The organism is Paenibacillus sp. WG02 (assembly GCF_055396115.1).
On record NZ_AP036016.1, the window covers coordinates 4,035,579 to 4,053,760 of the forward strand.

At 46.7% G+C, this 18,182-nt stretch carries 14 protein-coding genes; 12 read left to right on the forward strand and 2 right to left on the reverse strand.

The genetic code is table 11. The annotated features are described in order from the left end of the window. Positions 1 to 46 precede the first annotated feature (46 nt). Positions 47 to 673: a C40 family peptidase gene (locus tag ACBP55_RS18055; protein WP_464653040.1), complete on the reverse strand. Its 627-nt coding sequence runs from the start codon at positions 671 to 673 to the stop codon at positions 47 to 49. A 739-nt stretch (positions 674 to 1,412) separates the two neighbouring features. On the opposite strand from ACBP55_RS18055, the gene ACBP55_RS18060 reads away from it, so the two are divergent. The 7 genes from ACBP55_RS18060 to ACBP55_RS18090 are packed head-to-tail and all read left to right on the forward strand — an operon-like array spanning position 1,413 to position 9,308. Next, complete coding sequence (locus ACBP55_RS18060; RefSeq protein WP_464653041.1) at positions 1,413 to 2,786, forward strand: aminotransferase; 1,374 nt, start codon at positions 1,413 to 1,415, stop codon at positions 2,784 to 2,786. Positions 2,787 to 2,792: 6 nt separating this feature from the next. Then, a complete protein-coding gene (locus ACBP55_RS18065) occupies positions 2,793 to 4,064 on the forward strand; it encodes a M20 family metallo-hydrolase (protein ID WP_464653043.1) in 1,272 nt (423 codons plus the stop codon). Further along, a complete protein-coding gene (locus tag ACBP55_RS18070) occupies positions 4,061 to 4,942 on the forward strand; it encodes a nitrilase-related carbon-nitrogen hydrolase (RefSeq protein ID WP_464653044.1) in 882 nt (293 codons plus the stop codon). Before ACBP55_RS18065 ends, ACBP55_RS18070 begins: the two co-directional genes overlap by 4 nt. A 20-nt stretch (positions 4,943 to 4,962) precedes the next feature. Then, on the forward strand, positions 4,963 to 6,327 hold the full coding sequence (locus tag ACBP55_RS18075; RefSeq protein WP_464653045.1) for an NAD(P)-dependent oxidoreductase: 1,365 nt from the start codon (positions 4,963 to 4,965) through the stop codon (positions 6,325 to 6,327). A gap of 32 nt (positions 6,328 to 6,359) precedes the next feature. Further along, entirely contained in the window at positions 6,360 to 7,655 is a 1,296-nt protein-coding gene (preA, locus tag ACBP55_RS18080; protein ID WP_464653046.1) for an NAD-dependent dihydropyrimidine dehydrogenase subunit PreA, read from the forward strand. A gap of 2 nt (positions 7,656 to 7,657) precedes the next feature. After that, complete coding sequence (hydA, locus tag ACBP55_RS18085) at positions 7,658 to 9,100, forward strand: dihydropyrimidinase (protein ID WP_464653048.1); 1,443 nt, start codon at positions 7,658 to 7,660, stop codon at positions 9,098 to 9,100. Further along, the gene (locus tag ACBP55_RS18090) at positions 9,093 to 9,308 is read left to right on the forward strand and encodes a hypothetical protein (RefSeq protein WP_464653050.1); all 216 of its coding nucleotides are present in this window, start codon (positions 9,093 to 9,095) and stop codon (positions 9,306 to 9,308) included. Before hydA ends, ACBP55_RS18090 begins: the two co-directional genes overlap by 8 nt. On the opposite strand, the gene ACBP55_RS18095 is transcribed toward ACBP55_RS18090, so the two are convergent. Continuing rightward, positions 9,305 to 10,918: a PucR family transcriptional regulator gene (locus ACBP55_RS18095; protein WP_464653052.1), complete on the reverse strand. Its 1,614-nt coding sequence runs from the start codon at positions 10,916 to 10,918 to the stop codon at positions 9,305 to 9,307. The two genes, ACBP55_RS18090 and ACBP55_RS18095, sit on opposite strands and share 4 nt — an antisense overlap. Positions 10,919 to 11,040: 122 nt before the next feature. On the opposite strand from ACBP55_RS18095, the gene ACBP55_RS18100 reads away from it, so the two are divergent. From ACBP55_RS18100 to rpiA, 5 genes are all read left to right on the forward strand, one after another. After that, positions 11,041 to 12,483 carry a CoA-acylating methylmalonate-semialdehyde dehydrogenase gene (locus ACBP55_RS18100; RefSeq protein WP_464653053.1) on the forward strand — a complete coding sequence of 481 codons (1,443 nt, stop codon included), beginning with the start codon at positions 11,041 to 11,043 and terminating at the stop codon, positions 12,481 to 12,483. A 124-nt stretch (positions 12,484 to 12,607) separates the two neighbouring features. Further along, the gene (corA, locus tag ACBP55_RS18105) at positions 12,608 to 13,558 is read left to right on the forward strand and encodes a magnesium/cobalt transporter CorA (protein WP_464653054.1); all 951 of its coding nucleotides are present in this window, start codon (positions 12,608 to 12,610) and stop codon (positions 13,556 to 13,558) included. A gap of 49 nt (positions 13,559 to 13,607) precedes the next feature. Next, positions 13,608 to 15,371, forward strand: a complete 1,764-nt coding sequence (locus tag ACBP55_RS18110; protein WP_464653055.1) for an ABC transporter ATP-binding protein — start codon at positions 13,608 to 13,610, stop codon at positions 15,369 to 15,371. Continuing rightward, positions 15,368 to 17,248 (forward strand): ABC transporter ATP-binding protein, encoded by a 1,881-nt coding sequence (locus ACBP55_RS18115; protein WP_464653056.1) that lies wholly within the window; start codon positions 15,368 to 15,370, stop codon positions 17,246 to 17,248. Before ACBP55_RS18110 ends, ACBP55_RS18115 begins: the two co-directional genes overlap by 4 nt. Before the next feature lie 172 nt (positions 17,249 to 17,420). Then, positions 17,421 to 18,092 (forward strand): ribose-5-phosphate isomerase RpiA, encoded by a 672-nt coding sequence (gene rpiA / locus ACBP55_RS18120; RefSeq protein ID WP_464653340.1) that lies wholly within the window; start codon positions 17,421 to 17,423, stop codon positions 18,090 to 18,092. Positions 18,093 to 18,182 lie beyond the last annotated feature (90 nt).

An 18,182-nucleotide genomic window follows, 5' to 3' on the forward strand; every position in this document is an offset into this window, starting at 1 on the left:
TTGTCTATAATAAAAAAAAGCCGGTGAAAACCCGCTTTTTCGCATATTAGTTAATTAAACGACGTGCACCCCAATAATGTGCATCATAGTAGGGAGTACCAAAGAATGTGCTAATCTTTACTTCTCTCGTTCCCATCGTTCCTGCTTGAAGAATTTTATTATTTCCAAGATAGATCCCTACATGGGAGACTCCGCTTGTATAAGTTCCTTCTAGAAATACAAGGTCACCTTTACGCAGATCACTTTTAGCTACTGGCGTTCCTAATTGACTCAACAATGCTGACGAATGAAGAAGATTAAACCCGTGCTGATTAAACGCATATTGTACAAAGCCTGAGCAATCAAAAGCAACATACGGCGTATTGCCGCCAAATACATATGGCGTTCCGAGCTGCGTCATTCCTGTTGCAATGATGGCATCTGCTTTTACTTCCCAACTCTGTTTAGTAGAAGCTTTAACTGGAAGATTAATTACAACACCTGCGTAAATATTTTGCTGATTAACATTTGGATTATTTGCGATGAGATCAGCTAATGGAACATTGAACTTCTGTGAAATGGTCCAGAAAGTGTCAGCATCCGTAGCGACGTATTGATTCGAAGGTGCCGCATTTGCGATTCCGCTGAATAAAAGACTTGTCGCCATTGCGGTTGTAAGAATAAACTTTCTCATGAATTTCCTCCTAGATGTTATATGTAGTTACTTAAACATTCTATCAGAATGAATAAATAGAGAATATGAGCAAAATATGGATAAGCGTGTGGTGGGGGTGTTTGCTCCATATTTGTTTACATAATATATATTATGTTGATATTAATTAAAAACCTTAGAATGAACATCTTGCCTTCCGATTTAAGAGAAAAAAAATTCGAGTAGGGGGAACTAGCTTTTTATCCATTCTATGGAGTTGATTTATTAGCTGTTTTACACTATGTCAAATCCAGAGGCTAAATTTGGAACACTTTGTATAATGTAAATCGTCATGCAAGTTATATAATATTACATATATAGTTATCATACATCACATTTATATAACGCCCAATATGCCGTTAGCTTGGGCTTGTATGTCATCGCAGCTATCCTGGGAATTGTTTTATATACGATCATTCAACTTGTAGAAAAACGCTTTATTCCGTGGTCAATTTCCAATTGCTTAATGAAAATGAATATTTAACATGAGCATCAAGGGATGACACCATCATTACATACATAGAAATAAATAGGAGAGGATTGGTTCGATTGAAAAAGACAATCCTTACTGGCAAATTGGCTTTGAAGAAACCGGCCGATTTGACTGCGGCTATCGAAAAAACGATTTTACAAGGCAAGTGAGTTTTGCAAAGAAAGAGGGTCGTGGCTGACTGTAGTCTGCGATCCTTCTTTACATCATCAGGAGAGGGGAACTGAGCATATGAGCGCTAACGAGGTTAGTGATCTGCTAACGAAGGAGGACCTGCTTGAGAAGGACCGCAAATATGTGTGGCATCACATGTCAGCACATAATGAGAATCCGATGATACTTGCTTCTGGTGAGGGAAGCTGGGTGACGGATGTGGATGGGAAACGATATTTGGATGGCATGTCCGGATTATGGTGCGTTAATGTGGGTCACGGCAGAAAAGAAATTGCAGAAGCGGCCGCTGAGCAAATGATGAAAATCGCTTATGCTACGCTCGTTCAATCCCATGTGCCTGCAATTGAATTAGCCGCGAAATTGAATGAGTGGCTGGATGGCGAATACCGGATTTTTTATTCGAATTCGGGGTCGGATGCCAATGAAGTGGCCTTTAAGATTGCCCGCCAATACCATCATCAGAACGGGAAGCCTTCCAAACATAAGTTCATCTCGCGGCATGGCGCTTATCATGGCAATTCAATGGGGGCATTGGGTGCAACAGGGCAAGCACAGCGTAAGTTGAAATATGAACCGCTCGGTGTGGGCTTCCAGCATGTGCCGCCGCCGTATTGTTATCGCTGTCCATTCGGCCAAACGAAGGGGTCATGCAGCTTTCAGTGCGCCAAAGCCATCGAGGATGCCATCGTTTGGGAAGGGGCGGATTCTGTTGCAGGCGTAATCGTGGAGCCGGTGATTACGGGAGGCGGAATGATTGTTCCTCCGGACGAGTATCTGCCCATGGTGCGCAGCATTTGTGATAAGCATAATGTGCTGCTCATTGTCGATGAAGTGATTTGCGGATTCGGTCGATCCGGTGAGAAATTTGGTCATCTGAATTATGGGGTGAGACCTGACATCGTGACGATGGCCAAAGGCTTGACCAGTGCGTACTCGCCTCTTTCTGCAACCGCTGTTTCGGCGGAATTGTATGAATCGTTCAAAGAAAAAGAAGCGACCAGCCATTTAAGACATATCAATACATTCGGAGGTAATCCAGTCTCTTGCGTGGTTGCGATGAAAAATATGGAGATTTTGGAAAAAGAAAACTTGGTTGCGCGCTCTGCTCATATCGGAAACACATTTAGAGCTCAATTAGAACCTTTGCTTGAACACCCTCACGTTGGTGAGATACGCATTTTCGGATCAGCGATGGGCATCGAGCTCGTAGAAGATCAAGTGTCCAAGGTTCCAGCGACAGCTGAACGTGTGATGAAGATCATTGCAGGCTGCAAGCAAAAGGGTCTGCTTATTGGGAGGAACGGGGATACGGTACCTGGATTCGCTAACATTCTCACGCTTAGTCCGCCGTTATCTTCGACAGACGAGGATGTTGCTTTTATCATCGAGACCTTACTTGCTGTGTTTGATGCCAATCAGGAGAAAGGATGATAGGTCTTGCCTAGTGCACCTCAGATACAAATTAACGTTTCTCGACTGCAGCAGCGAATTCAGGAGCTCGCCGAAATCGGGAAAATTGGAGAGACGGGCGTATGCAGATTAGCCTTGTCCAAAGAAGATCGAGAAGGCGTGGAGTTAGTGAAAAGTTGGATGCAGGAAGCTGGGATGGAAGCTTCAATCGATCCATTCGCCAACTTAATTGGCGTGCTTAAGGGGAGCAATCCGAATGCGCCTGTACTTATGCTAGGCTCTCATGTGGATTCGCAGCCTTATGGCGGTAGATTTGACGGTGCGATAGGCGTACTTGGTGCGATTGAAGTGGTCCAAACGCTGGTGGAGGAAGGGATAACGCCAGAATGTAACATTGAAGTTGTGGCTTTCTGCGATGAAGAGGGTTGTCGCTTCAACAAAGGGCTTTTCGGCGTTCGTGGCATGACCGGGAAGCTTGAAGAACATGAGCTGGAGCGTTCGGACAAAAATGGCATTACACGCAGAGAGGCTTTGATTCAGTTCGGGTGCGACCCGGCAGACTTCGAGAGCTACGTATTTCAAGAGGGGCGGATTGGCGCTTTTCTGGAGCTGCACATTGAGCAAGGTCCAGTTCTGGAGTCACTTGATGCTCCGATTGGTATCGTCAGCGGTATCTCTGGTCCATTATGGCTCACGGTGGAGATGAACGGCTTTGCTGGACACGCTGGTTCGGTGCCAATGTCTATGCGCCAAGACGCGCTTCTAGGCTGCGCCAAGATTATCGTGGCGCTCAACGAGTTAGTGCGACAGGAACCAGGTGCGCCGACCGTCGGAACGGTAGGCTCCCTTTCGGTGTTCCCTGATTCCCGCAATATCATCCCAGAGAAGGTATCCTTCACCATTGACTTGCGGGACATTGATTTGCGGCGGCGCAATGCGCTTGAAGCGGAGCTGCTCAGCGTGATCGAGAACGTGTCGCGAGAGCATGGTCTCACGTATACGATTCGCGAAGATACGAACAGTGAACCCCGCTACTGCGCGAACTGGATCAAGCAAAGCCTGCATCAGGAAGCAGCTCTGATGGGTTTGACCCCGCCAGAGCTGATGAGCGGACCTTTCCATGATTCGCTCACGATGTCTTATGTGTGTGACTATGGGATGATTTTCGTTCGATGTCTGGAAGGCATCAGTCACAATCCCAAAGAATATGCTAGTCCAGAGGACATTACGCTGGGCACGGAGCTTTTATACCGCACCGCACGCCGGATCGCCACGGAAAAAGGGGGATTTCAGCCATGAGCAAGGTGAAAATTGGCCTCATTCAAGCCTCGCATGATGTGCATGGTGATGAGGCTGTGGCCAAGCACAAAGAAGCAGCGATACAAAAGCATCTCGCATTGGTTCGTAAAGCGGCGCAGCAGGGCGCGCAAATCATTTCTTTGCAAGAAATTTTCTATGGTCCTTATTTCTGCGCAGAGCAAACAACAAGGTGGTACGATGCCGCAGAGGAAATACCGAAGGGGCCAACGACTATGCTCTTTCAGGAATTGGCGAAGGAGTTCGGTGTTGTCATCATCCTGCCCATTTATGAGAGAGAAGGCATAGCTTCGTACTACAATACGGCTGCTGTGATCGATGCGGATGGTGCCTATTTGGGCAAATACCGCAAACATCACATTCCGCATGTGGCGGCAGGCGGCGGATCTTGCGGGTTCTGGGAGAAGTATTATTTTAAACCAGGTAATCTGGGCTATCCCGTGTTTGATACAGCTTTTGCTAAGGTTGGGGTTTACATCTGTTACGATCGCCATTTTCCAGAAGGGGCAAGGGCTATCGGACTTGGCGGAGCGGAAATTGTGTTCAATCCTTCCGCTACTGTAGCGGGGACTTCGGAGTATCTCTGGAAGCTCGAACAGCCCGCTCACGCCGTGGCCAACGGGTATTATGTCGGTGCCATTAATCGTGTTGGACTTGAAGCCCCATGGAACATGGGTGAATTCTATGGTCAATCCTACTTGGTGGATCCGCGTGGCGCGATCGTTTCCATAGGAAGTCGGGATCAAGATGAAGTGGTCATCGGTGAAATGGATAAAGAGTTAATCCGTGAAGTCCGCAATGTTTGGCAATTTTATCGGGATCGCAGGCCTGAAACCTATGATCAAATTGTTAGCTTATAAGCGTGGGAGGGGGAGCGAAGATGAGTTCAACATTTATTTCCTTAAGCGATTTGAAACGCAATTTTGCCGAGGTCAAATCCGGCATGAAGCCGAAAGAGGCGATCGAGGAATCGAACCGCTGCTTATTTTGTTACGATGCTCCTTGCATCCGTGCCTGTCCAACGGGTATTGATATTCCTTCTTTTATCAAAAAGATTGCTTCCGGCAATCTCAAAGGCTCCGCGCGCACGATCATGGATGCGAATCCGGTAGGGGCCTCCTGCTCAAGGGTATGTCCTACAGAAGAGCTTTGCGAAGGAGCTTGTGTACTCAATTATTCGTCCAAGCCCATCCTAATTGGCAACTTACAGCGTTATGCGACGGATTGGGCTATTAAGAATGAACAACTATTGTTCAAGGCCGGGACAAGTAATGGGAAATCGGTTGCTGTGATTGGCGGTGGACCTGCTGGTTTATCGGCAGCTCGGGAGCTTGCCCGCTTCGGGTTCAAGGTTACGGTGTTTGAGGCAAAGGAGCAAGCTGGAGGGCTAGATACCTACGGGATTGTATCGTTTCGATTGCCCCAGGAGATATCGCTATGGGAAGTCGAGCAAATTAAGCAGTTAGGTGTTGAATTCCGTATGAACACGCGAGTCGGCATAGATGTAAGTGCGACAGAACTGGTCAACGACTATGATGTCGTTGTTCTGGCTGTAGGAATGTCGAAGGTTCCTATGCTGGGTATTGAAGGCGAAGCCTTGGCACGCGTATACGATGCCATTGATTTTGTGGAATCCACGAAGACCGAACGGGAGTTGGATACATCCCTCATTGGAAAGCGGGTAGCGGTTATTGGAGCGGGGAATACCGCCATTGATGCGGCCACGTGCTCAGTAAGGCTTGGAGCTGAAAAGGTGCAAATTGTGTATCGGCGTACGCAGGAAGAGATGACGGCGTATGATTTTGAATATGATTTTGCGAAGCAGGATGGCGTTGCATTTCAGTGGCTTACAGCTCCAAAACGGGTCATCGGGGATGCGAATGGAAATGTTGTGGCTTTAGAATGCCTGCGGATGGAGCTTGTGGATGTGGAAGCGGGGCGCAAACGTCCGGTTCCCATTGAAGGCTCAGAATTCATCATTGAGGTGGATGCTGTTATTAAGGCGATTGGGCAGACGAAACATGTTTCCCTCATTGATCAATTCGAACTTACCCATACGCGTGGAACCGTTACGGTTGATCCGTTAACAGGTCAAACATCCAATCCCAAAGTGTATGCAGCGGGCGACGTCATTTTCGGAGAAGGTCAGGGCGAAGCGATGGTTGTATCTGCAGCTCAGCAAGGCAAACAAACGGCTTATGCTATTTATAACCAACTTGTGAAAAGGGAAAATGCGTCGGCTTAACGACTATCTTAATGGATCGGGAGGGAATCAACATGGCTGATTTACGCATAAATCTAGCAGGTATAGCGTCACCTAATCCGTTCTGGTTGGCTTCGGCGCCACCGACCAATACGGGCTATCAAGTTCAGCGCGCTTTCGAAGCGGGTTGGGGTGGAGCGGTTTGGAAAACACTTGGTGATCCCATTATCAATACGTCTTCACGCTTTGCGGCTATTCATTTCAACGGGCAACGGGTTGCAGGCTTCAATAATATTGAACTAATTACGGATCGACCGCTTGAAATCAATCTCAAAGAGATTTATGAGACGAAGAAACGTTTTCCGAATCATGCGATTGTTGTATCCCTGATGGTAGAGCCGAACCGGGAGAAGTGGCATGAGATCGTCAAAAAAGTCGAAGCTGTCGGTGTCGACGGCTTGGAGCTGAACTTTGGCTGCCCGCACGGGATGGCTGAACGCGGCATGGGTGCTGCTTCGGGGCAGCAGCCGGATCTCGTGGAGGCGCAGACGATGTGGGTGAAGGAAGCGGCGACGACGCCGGTCATCGTGAAGCTGACACCGAACATCACGGATATTACAAGCACCGCTAAGGCGGCGGTTCGAGGCGGAGCGGATGCGATTTCGTTGATCAATACGATCAACTCACTAGCTGGTGTTGATATCGATTCGTGGAACACGATTCCTCATGTTGGGGGCAAGGGCTCGCATGGCGGGTATTGCGGACCGGCAGTTAAACCCATTGCCCTCCATATGGTTGCAGATTGTGCGCGAAACCCAGAGGTTGGCGTGCCGATTTCTGGCATTGGCGGTATTTCTAATTGGCGAGATGCTGTTGAGTTTATGCTGATGGGCGCGACGGGTGTTCAAGTGTGTACGGCGGCGATGCACCATGGTTTCCGCATTGTGGAGGATATGATCGATGGTTTGAACAATTATTTGGATGAAAAAGGTCTCGCCAGCGTCACCGAATTGATTGGGAAATCCGTTCCGCGCTACTCCGATTGGGGAAACTTGGATTTGAACTATGCGGTTGTGGCGCGAATTGACACGGATACCTGTATTAACTGCAACAAATGCCATATTGCCTGCGAGGATACGTCGCATCAATGTATCGATATGTTGACTGGCGATCAAGGTCAGTCCTATTTGCAAGTACGAGAAGAAGATTGCGTAGGATGTAACTTATGTGCAATTGTTTGCCCCGTAGATGGTGCTATTTCTATGATTGAGGTATCAGGAACAGAGGTGCCAATGACGTGGAACGAAAGACAGGAGGCGATCGCCAAGCTGTCGGAAGGCAAAGATTCCACAAAGAAGGAGGCTGTGTAACCATGTCCAAGCTCATTAAGAACGGAACGGTCGTGACGGCTGTTGACCAGTATCAGGCAGATGTCCTTATCGAGAACGGGATCATTACGCAAATAGGTCTGAACCTCTCGAAGGAAGGGGCAGAAATTGTTGATGCCTCAGGTCATTATGTGTTTCCAGGCGGTATTGATCCGCATACCCATCTTGACATGCCTTTTGGCGGCACCGTTACAGCCGATGATTTCGAGACAGGAACTAGAGCGGCGGCTTTCGGCGGGACGACAACCATCATTGATTTTTGTTTAACGAACAAAGGACGACCGCTGAGTCAGTCTGTTCAAACTTGGCATCAAAAAGCCGCCGGCAAAGCCGTCATCGACTATGGATTTCACTTAATGATTGCAGAAATCAACGATGAAGTGCTGGCAGAGCTGCCGAAAATGATTCACGAAGAGGGGATCACCTCGCTCAAAGTGTTTATGGCTTATAAAAATGTGTTCCAAGCCGACGATGGCACGCTGTATCGGACATTGCTCGAGGCAAAGCGGCACGGAGCTCTTGTCATGGTACACGCAGAGAACGGCGATGTGATTGAGTATTTGATAAAAGAAGCGCTAGACGCGGGGAATACGGATCCGATCTATCATGCTCTAACGCGTCCATCTCTTATTGAAGGAGAAGCGACAGGTCGAGCGGCTAAGCTTACTGCGTTGGCAGGTTCTCAGCTCTATGTTGTTCATGTGACGTGCGAGGAAGCCGTTCAGCAGATTGCCGAAGCGCGGAATCAGGGCGTGGATATCTGGGGCGAAACGTGCCCACAGTACTTGATGCTGGATCAGACGTATTTGGAAAAACCGAATTTCGAAGGGGCTAAGTACGTATGGTCGCCTCCGCTGAGACCGCAGTATCACCAAGAGGCTCTATGGACCGCTTTGAAAAATGGACAGCTCCAGACGCTCGGATCTGATCACTGTTCATTTAACTTCAACGGGCAAAAAGACTTAGGGCTAGGCGATTTTAGCAAAATCCCGAATGGAGGACCCTGCATTGAGGATCGATTCTCCATCTTATATTCAGAAGGCGTACTGAAGGGTCGGATTACACTGAATCAATTTGTTGATATCGTTTCTACGCGAATTGCGAAGCTTTTTGGCTTATTTCCGAAAAAGGGGACCATCGCTGTAGGATGCGACGCGGATATTGTCATTTTTGATCCGAACGTTACGCGGACGATCTCAGCAGAAACTCACCATATGAATGTGGATTACAATCCATTTGAAGGGATCGTGATCACTGGGGAGCCTGTCACTGTACTGTCTCGAGGCGAATATGTGATTAGGAATAAACAATTCGTAGGCACGGCAGGTAGCGGGCAATTCATGAAACGGGGCACTTACCATACAGCTTCACATAATGAGAAATTGAAAAAAGTTGAAGCTGTCAAAGGAGGAGCCACACATGTCTGAGTATGTACAATTTAAGCTAGAGAAGCAGAAATTGGATGACTACGTGGCTCAGAAGTTCAGAATCGTCGGGGTGAAGGAAGATCTGGAGGGAGCGTGGCTCGATCTCGAACATCCCGGCGGTGAAACGGCGAATCTCCATCTAAAGACGGCCAATGCTAGGAAGTATTATGTGTCCTTGCTCCTTAAACAAGATCAAACGCAGGCTTAAACGATCGCGCCATGCATGTATTCAAAGCCGTGTAGGGCGAGCTCAATCGCTATCCTCTTGTCAGAATGCATGTAATCATCGCCAAGCAGCGCTGATATTTTATCCAATCGATGGTACAGCGTTTGCCGGACGACGAACAGCTCCTTAGCCGTATCCTGTTTGGATCCGCATAGCGCTAAATAAACTTTCAATGTCTTCAGAAGCTGTCCATTCTTTTCCCGATCATAAAGAATTAGTTTCCCGAGGTATTCATCGATGAATGACTCCAGCAGTCCGGTTTGCTTCATTTTTAGGATCACTTTGTTAACATGCTGCTCATGATAGAAAGGACTTGCGCGCATACCTGTATCTTTCTGAATCTCAATCGTTTCTTGGGCGGTCTGATAGCTTTCCTTAACACGAGTTGGGTCGCTTAATGTTTTCCCGATGCCAAACAAAGGGGAGAACAAGATTGTTTCTTGATTAGCCTCTGATTTTTGAAGTCTTTGAATGGCTCTGGAGATCCGTTCTTGGCAGGGCATTGCTGGCAATTGGTCAAGTAGGATAAATACGATTTGATCACCTAATACGGTTGGCATGAGATAGAAACCTTCACCTTCGAATAGCGCGCGTGCGATCATCTGCTTCTGTAAGAGCAGATCTTCATAGTCCTTGGAGGATTCGGCTGCTGAGACGATGTGAAAGATACAAACGATGGTTTGGCTAAGCTTCATGGAAGGTTTGATGGAGAACATATAATCTCGAATTTCTTGCGCAGAATGCTTGCCGTTCAACCAATCTGTGATCCAGAGATTCTGTTTATACCGCGTTTTCTCCTCCATATATTTCGTACGCATCATTTCTTGTGCAATGGCTGTTGCGAACCTGTCTAAGGCAAGGATTTGAAATTCACTGAGTTCCTGCTCGGCATATAAAAGTAGGTCTGCGAACAGATGTTCTAAGGCTAAGATAGGGCGATGGGCCAGTTTGCTTTTGGCATTAGGTAGTTGAAAGATCTCACCATTAATCCATTTCTCATAAAAGGCATCGGCCTTCGCTTTCGGCAGGGTAGGGACGAACTGAACTTCCGCGCCGAAAGGAAAGAAGGCGACTTGTGCATGTGTTGTTTGATGCAGCAGCTTTAAGAGGGATTGCAGTCCTTTCCCCGAGAGGAGTAACTGATTCAGTTGGGTGGAGAGGGATTCTAGGTCTGAAACCATTTTGTGATGCTGATGGATGAAGTAGGTATGCAGGTCCTGTGTGATGTCAATATATCGTACTTCTTCGTGGAAAAAGATAAGTGGAAAATTCTCTTGGATGGCAAGCTTCTTCATCCGTTCTAGCGGTTGTTTCGTATATGTGCCGAGTTCGATACATAATCCGGAGGCACCACTGTCGATCAACTGCTGCAAAAAGGAGAGACTAAGCTCCTCGTTGTCATGCCAACCGATGCCTGTGCTTAGAATAAGCTCATTCCCATTGAGAAGATGGCCGACTTGGGTCACTTCCATAATATGAACCCAACGTACCTTTCGATTTAAAGCTTCCTCGCTTGCGATGGCTTCTGCATTGTGGAAGAGTGGTCTCTGCAAAATATCTTTCACTGTTAATTGTAAGAGTGTTTGTACCAAGCGAGTTCACCACCTTCATGTAAGGGAAGTTAACGTGACAGAGCGGAAGAGTAATTTCACCTATTATACAATGTGTCCAATGACTTTTGGGAAAAAATCTTTCTGCCAGGAGATGAACGAATATGAAACTCTTACAAAATTTCATAAATGGTGTTTGGGTCGATTCAGACAGCGGTTCAGTGAATGATGTGATGAATCCGGCAACAGGGAAAATCATCGCTCGTGTGCCGCTTTCTTCCTCTAAAGACGTGGAAGCTGCGGTTCAATCGGCACAAACGGCTTTCGAATCATGGAGTAGAACGCCTGTACCCAAACGAGCAAGAGTATTGTTTCACTATTGGCAGTTATTGCAGGAACATGAGCAAGAAATTGCCGAGCTCATTACGTCTGAAAATGGTAAAAGCTATAAAGAAGCATTAGGTGAGGTGCTCCGTGGGATCGAATGTGTAGAATTTGCAGCCGGAACGCCTTCGCATATGATGGGGTCGACATTGGCTAACATATCTGCCGATATGGACTCGGAGCTATTTCGGGTGCCGCTCGGCGTGGTTGGAGGGATAACACCCTTTAACTTTCCAATGATGGTGCCATGTTGGATGTTTCCCTTAGCCATTGCTTGTGGGAACACGTTCGTGTTAAAGCCATCGGAACGAACACCGCTGACTGCAATAAAATTAGCAGAATTGTTTCAAGAAGCGGGACTACCGGATGGAGTACTGAACGTCGTCCATGGCGCACATGATGTCGTCAATGCGCTGACAACGACGCCCGCCGTGAAGGCTATCTCTTTCGTAGGCTCGCAGCCGGTTGCAAAATATGTCTATGAGAAAGCTTCTTCCGCAGGTAAACGTGTGCAAGCGCTAGCAGGGGCCAAAAATTATCATATCGTGATGCCCGATGCCCATGTTGAAAAATCGGTTGAGAACATTATCATGTCTTCCTTTGGAAGCGCGGGGGAGAGATGCATGGCTTGCTCGGCTGTTGTGGTTGTTGGAGATAGTGAGAATTTCGTGAACTTGCTTCTTCAAGCAGCCCGGAATATGGTGCTTGGCAATGGGATGAGTGAAGAAGTAACCCTCACGCCGATTATTCGAAGCGAGCAACGGAGCAGGATTGAAGCCTTTATTGACACAGGGATAGAGGAGGGAGCGGAGCTTTTATTAGATGGAAGACATGCGGAGGCTTGTTCAGCCGAAGGGTTTTTCCTTGGGGCTACGGTCTTTGATCATGTGAAACCGACTATGACGATTGCGAAAGAGGAAATATTTGGGCCGGTCTTATCCCTGTTCCGTGCTGAGGATCTGGACGAAGCGCTGCTCCTTGTGAATCAATCGCGATTCGGCAACTCAGCCGTTATCTATACAGAAAATGCCAAAGCCGTACGCAAATTCCGAGAAGAAGTGGAAGCGGGAATGCTCGGCGTAAACGTTGGCGTACCAGCGCCGATGGCCTTTTTCCCATTCTCAGGCTGGAAAGACTCCTTCTATGGGGATTTGCATGCCAATGGCAAAGATGGCGTAGAGTTTTATACGAAGAAAAAGATGATAACATCACGTTATTTTTGAAATTAGTTTTTAATAATTAGGAGAATGAGAGCCGCGAGCGATTGCGGCTTTTTTGCCGTTTTGTATGGACAAGCTTTAATCGTTGATGTAGGTTAATGAATAGGGAATTAAGGGGGAGACACAAGTGATTAGAATATTGGCTGTTAATGAAGAACAGGAGATTATCCATATATCCTCATTAGACGATCTTAAACATGCAAATATAGATCGGTACTGGGTAGATTTCAATGCGCCTTCCAAGGAGGAGGCCTTACTTTTACAAAAACATTTTCAATTTCATCCACTTGCTGTAGAAGATTGCTTCCACTATTTGCAGCGACCTAAACTAGATCATTATGAGGATACTCATTTTTTTGTCCTTCATGCTTTGCATCCTGAAACGTTAGCTGCGGAAGAGGTTGATTTGTTCTGGGGCACTAACTTCATTGTTACTTTTCATTATTCACCGTCTAAGGAAATTGATGAAGCATGGCATCGCATGGCAGAACAACAAAAGTTTAGTGAGAAAGGTATTATATACACAGCCTATTTAATTATAGATAAGCTGGTAGATGAATATTTCCCTAGTCTATATCAAATCGAAGATCAGTTAGATGAAATCGAAGTAAAAGGTAAGAGTGTTCCGGTACATATCTTAATGAATGAAATATTTGAAATCAGAGCTAAGTTATTAAAGATTAGAAAGACAATTGTTCCTATGAGGGATCTGCTCTATCGTGTTATTAATACCGAAAAAATTGAAGGTCTTAAAGAACATGTCGTCTATTTTACAGACATCTACGATCATTTGCTAAAGCTCTCCGAAATTATTGACTCCAACCGCGATTTAACTGCGGATATCCGAGATAGTTATGTTTCCATCAATTCCTATCGTATGAATACGATCATGAAGACTTTAACGGTGATTACGACCATTTTCATGCCTCTGACATTTATTGCTGGGATATACGGAATGAATTTTCAAAATATGCCGGAACTTACTTGGCGTTGGGGATATTTTGTTGTGCTATTTATCATGTTCGGCATTGGCTTCGGTATGTATTGGCTGTTCCGAAAAAAGAAATGGTTTGATTAGTAGTGTTAAATATTAATGTCATTAATTATTAGCGGAGGACGCTTCCTTTATGAAGCCTAAACAAAAAAAGCATAACACGATGGGGCAATATGCAGAGCTGCTGAGCCGATATTTGTTCCCCCAAAAGGGTACGATCATTATACTAGCGATGCTCTTATTCGCATCTATTGGTCTTCAGCTCATCAACCCGCAAATCATTCGCTATTTCATCGATACGGCTCAAACGCAAGGAGCGATGAAGCCACTGATCACAGCCGCGATTATGTTTATTGGCTTTGCGCTTGTTCAGCAATTGGTCTCTGTCATTGCGACCTATTTTAGTGAAAATGTTGGGTGGAAAACGACGAATAAGCTGCGAGTGGATCTTGCCGCGCATTGCTTATCACTGGATATGTCTTTTCATAAATCACATACATCAGGCTCGCTCATTGAGCGAGTTGATGGGGATGTGAATGCACTAGCCAATTTCTTCTCGAGCATGATCATTCATTTATTAGGAAATTTGCTTTTGATGGCCGGCATTATTATTTTGTTGCTTCGGGAAAATTGGTTGATTGGCGCGGGGATGGCCTTTTTCGTCATTTTTGCGGTCTTTATGATTCAGTGGATTCGTAAATTTGCTGTTCCAGTTTGGGCGGGATGGCGGCAGGCGAACGCGGAGTTCTATGGTTTTATTGGCGAGCATTTGGAAGGAACAGAAGATATTCGTGCCAATGGTGCTGTTGGGTTCGTGATGAATCGTTTCTATACCATGCTTAGAAAAATGCTGCCGCTTCGGGTCAAAGCCTTTCTCGGTTTCTGTGCGATGTGGAACATGTCTATTTTCGTTTTTGCGCTTGGCAACGCCATGGCGTTTGGCATTAGCGCTTATTTGTGGCACACCCAGCATATCTCTCTAGGTACTGTGTATCTGATTTTCTTCTATACGGAATTGTTAGCCAAGCCGATTGAAAAGATCCGTACGCAAATGGAAGATTTGCAAAAAGCAGACGCTAGTATTTCTCGTATTCGCGAGCTTTTCGCAATTCAGTCTGAGATTAAGGATGGGATGGGAGCTCCGTTACCGGAGGGTCCGCTTAGTGTTGAATTCCGCGATGTCACGTTTAGTTATGATGGGGATCAGCCTACAATTGAGGGGTTAAATCTGACGTTGAAACCTGGAGAAATCCTTGGACTCCTTGGCCGCACGGGTAGTGGAAAGTCAACGATGGCAAGATTGCTTCTACGTTTTTATGATCCTCAAAGTGGAAGTATCGCGCTTGGTGGTACGGATATCCGAAGCTGCAAGTTAGTTGATCTACGTAAACGTGTAACCCTTGTGACGCAAAACATTGAAATCATGCAAGGGACCATTCGAGATAACTTAACGTTCTACGACGAATCGATCACGGACGAACAAATTATTGAAGTACTCAAGGAGCTTGGTCTTGGAGCGTGGTATGAAGCCATGCCTGAAGGGCTAAATACAGGTTTAGCCTCCGGAGGAGGAAGCCTGTCAGCAGGAGAAGCTCAGCTGCTAGCCTTCGCACGGGTTTTCTTAACGAATCCGGGACTTGTGATCATGGACGAAGCTTCTTCAAGACTTGACCCGCTGACAGAGCAGCGTATGGAAAAAGCGGTTTCTAAGTTGTTGACAGAGCGGTCCTGTATCATGATTGCCCATCGTTTAACAACCGTTCAACGAGCGGATCATATTCTTATTCTGGATAATGGGCGCGTGTTGGAATCGGGAAAAAGAGAGCATCTGGCCGCAGATCCGAATTCTCGCTTCAGCCAATTACTAGCCACAGGCTTAGAGGAGGTATTGGCATGAATACGTATCAATATTTGTGGCGGCTAATCATGTACCGTCCAATACGGTATCTGGTTAATGCCATTGCTTGGACAGTTATTTATTTGGCGCCGATTGCGCCTGGACTTATTACGAAAGAGTTTTTCGATTCTCTAACAGGTAAGTCGGCGCTTGGTTACGGTGTTTGGGGACTTATCGCATTGTTGATGGCTGCCGCTATAGGTCGCATCATGTTGATAGTGATTGGTTTTATTACGGATGTTAATTTTCGTTTTCGTATGGGGATGCTGCTGAGGCGCAATCTGCTTGAGCATGTATTAAAGCAGCCGGGAGCACAGGCAATTCCTGTATCTCCGGGGGAAGCGATCAGTCATTTCCGAGATGATGTCGATCAATCGGAAGAGGCAGCAAGCTGGTCGGTCGATGTGTTCGGGATGACTTGTTTTGCCCTCGTATCGGGTTATATCTTGATTCGTATTGATGCGCAAATGACACTGCTCGTATTTATGCCGATCGTTCTCGTCATTACGGCTGCGCAGTTGGCTACGGTTCGTTTACAGAAATATCGAGCAGCTAGTCGAGAAGCGACGTCCAAGGTAACGGGAGAGATTAGCGAAATGTTCGGCAATGTGCAGGCGATTCAAGTCGCCGGAGCGGAGAAACGAGTGATCGCTCGGTTCAGCAGTTTCGGTGACGACCGCAGGAAAGCGATGTTGAAGGATCGGCTCATGGGTGAACTGCTGGATTCGGTGTTTTCGAACTCGGTTAATTTGGGGACGGGACTTATTCTACTGCTTGCAGGAACGAAAATGAGAGCTGGGACGTTTACCGTCGGCGATTTCGCTTTGTTCGTGTACTATTTAACTTTTGTTACGCAGTTTATTACGAATGTGGGTAAATTTATTACGTATTTCAAGCAGATGAGTGTGTCGCTGGAGAGACTTACGTTTCTTTTGCAGGGGGCATCGGCTAAGGTTCTTACGATGGTTAATTCTTTGCATTTGAAGGCGGAGAATAAAGTGGCGGAGGCTGCTGTGTCCACTATCCCTTTGGCTCAGGAAGGGAGAGAGAAGGAGCGTCAGCGAGTAGAAGGATTTAATCGTGAATTCGCGGTAGGTGCAAAGCTAGAGGGGCAATTCAATCATGAGGACCAGATAGCAGCCTCGCTGCAGCGGCTTGATGTGAATGGACTGAGCTATGCCTACTCAGATACAGGCAGAGGGATCTCGGACATTCACTTCAGCTTGAAAAGAGGATCGTTCACCGTGATTACGGGAACGATCGGTTCGGGCAAGACCACGCTTGTTCGCTCGCTCCTTGGGCTGCTGCCCAAGGGAGAGGGAACGATTGCGTGGAACGGTGTGCCCGTCGAAGACCCGGGCACATTCTTTACACCGCCGCGGAGCGCTTATACCGCGCAGGTGCCGCGGCTATACAGCGATACGCTGCGCAACAATATTTTGCTCGGGCAAGCGGAGCAAGGCGATAGCTTGCAGCTGGCCTTACACGCGGCGGTGATGGAGTTCGACGTCGCGCAGCTGCCTGGCGGGCTGGACACCGTCATCGGCCCGCGCGGGGTGAAGCTCTCCGGCGGGCAAGCGCAGCGGACGGCTGCAGCGCGCATGCTCGTGCGCGACGCCGAGCTGTACGTCTTCGATGACTTGTCGAGTGCGCTCGACGTCGAGACGGAACAGAAGCTGTGGGAGCGGATGTTCGAACGTCGAAGCGACGCGACCTGCCTGGTCGTATCCCACCGCAAAACGGCGCTCACGCGGGCGGACCACATCATTGTGATGAAGGAGGGCCGCATTGAGGCCGAAGGAAACTCGGAGGAACTGTTGCGGCAGAGTGCAACGTTCCGGGAACTGTGGTATGGCGATGAGCGGCCATCATCATGATTTAGTAGAGAAGCCTGAGAGTAGGGCTTCTTTTTTTTGTATAAAGGAAATTTGTGAGGGTTTCACGAACATATATGAACTCCTTTTCCAATTGACAAAGATTGTAATTCAGCTATGATGAGGGCAAAATAAGATAAGGAATAATTTAATCTAGGAGTGAAAATTGAATATGATGAACCCTAAACAATTAGCGGCTGAGAAAGCTGTTGAATTCATTGAAGATGGCATGGTCTTAGGATTAGGTACTGGTTCAACCGCCTATTGGGCAATCCATAAAATTGCTCAAAGAATACAAGAAGGACTTCATATCCGGGCCGTAGCGAGTTCTAGAGATTCGGAAGAATTGGCCAATAAATTAGGAATTCCTATGGTACCTTTTTCTGAAATCGAGGTGATAGACCTAACGATTGATGGGGCAGATGAGGTTGATCCTCATTTAAACTTAATCAAGGGTGGAGGCGGCGCATTAGTCAGAGAGAAGATACTAGCAAGTAATAGCAAGAGATTTTTCGTCATAGTAGATGAATCAAAACGAGTAGAACATTTAGGTCAGTTTCCATTACCGGTCGAAATCGTCCCCTTTGCTGCAAATTTAACTATAAATAAATTAAAGGAACTAGGGTGTAGTACGAGGATACGAATGAGTAAAGATAAGGAGTATATTACGGATAACGGAAACATAATTGTAGATTGTAACTTTGAAAAAATAGTAGAGCCAATAGTGCTGAATAAACAAATCAACTTAATTCCAGGTGTTGTTGATAATGGCCTATTCGCTCGCATGGTAAGTTCATTAATCATTGGATATAAAGATGGAAAAGTAATGGTTATTGACCAACCATGAGGGAGGCATGAAATCACACATCATGCATTTTGTGCATCAAAATTAGGCGTTGAACGCCATTTGGAGGGGATTACCTGCAAAAAGTGCAGC

Bases quoted from the DNA above. Each gene is read 5' to 3' on its own strand.
- ACBP55_RS18070 (WP_464653044.1), top strand. From the start codon at position 4,061: ATGAGCAAGGTGAAAATTGGCCTCATTCAAGCCTCGCATGATGTGCAT.
- preA (WP_464653046.1), top strand. From the start codon at position 6,360: ATGGCTGATTTACGCATAAATCTAGCAGGTATAGCGTCACCTAATCCG.
- ACBP55_RS18100 (WP_464653053.1), top strand. From the start codon at position 11,041: ATGAAACTCTTACAAAATTTCATAAATGGTGTTTGGGTCGATTCAGAC.
- ACBP55_RS18115 (WP_464653056.1), top strand. From the start codon at position 15,368: ATGAATACGTATCAATATTTGTGGCGGCTAATCATGTACCGTCCAATA.
- ACBP55_RS18060 (WP_464653041.1), top strand. From the start codon at position 1,413: ATGAGCGCTAACGAGGTTAGTGATCTGCTAACGAAGGAGGACCTGCTT.
- hydA (WP_464653048.1), top strand. From the start codon at position 7,658: ATGTCCAAGCTCATTAAGAACGGAACGGTCGTGACGGCTGTTGACCAG.
- ACBP55_RS18090 (WP_464653050.1), top strand. From the start codon at position 9,093: ATGTCTGAGTATGTACAATTTAAGCTAGAGAAGCAGAAATTGGATGAC.
- rpiA (WP_464653340.1), top strand. From the start codon at position 17,421: ATGAACCCTAAACAATTAGCGGCTGAGAAAGCTGTTGAATTCATTGAA.
- ACBP55_RS18110 (WP_464653055.1), top strand. From the start codon at position 13,608: ATGAAGCCTAAACAAAAAAAGCATAACACGATGGGGCAATATGCAGAG.
- ACBP55_RS18055 (WP_464653040.1), bottom strand. From the start codon at position 673: ATGAGAAAGTTTATTCTTACAACCGCAATGGCGACAAGTCTTTTATTC.
- ACBP55_RS18075 (WP_464653045.1), top strand. From the start codon at position 4,963: ATGAGTTCAACATTTATTTCCTTAAGCGATTTGAAACGCAATTTTGCC.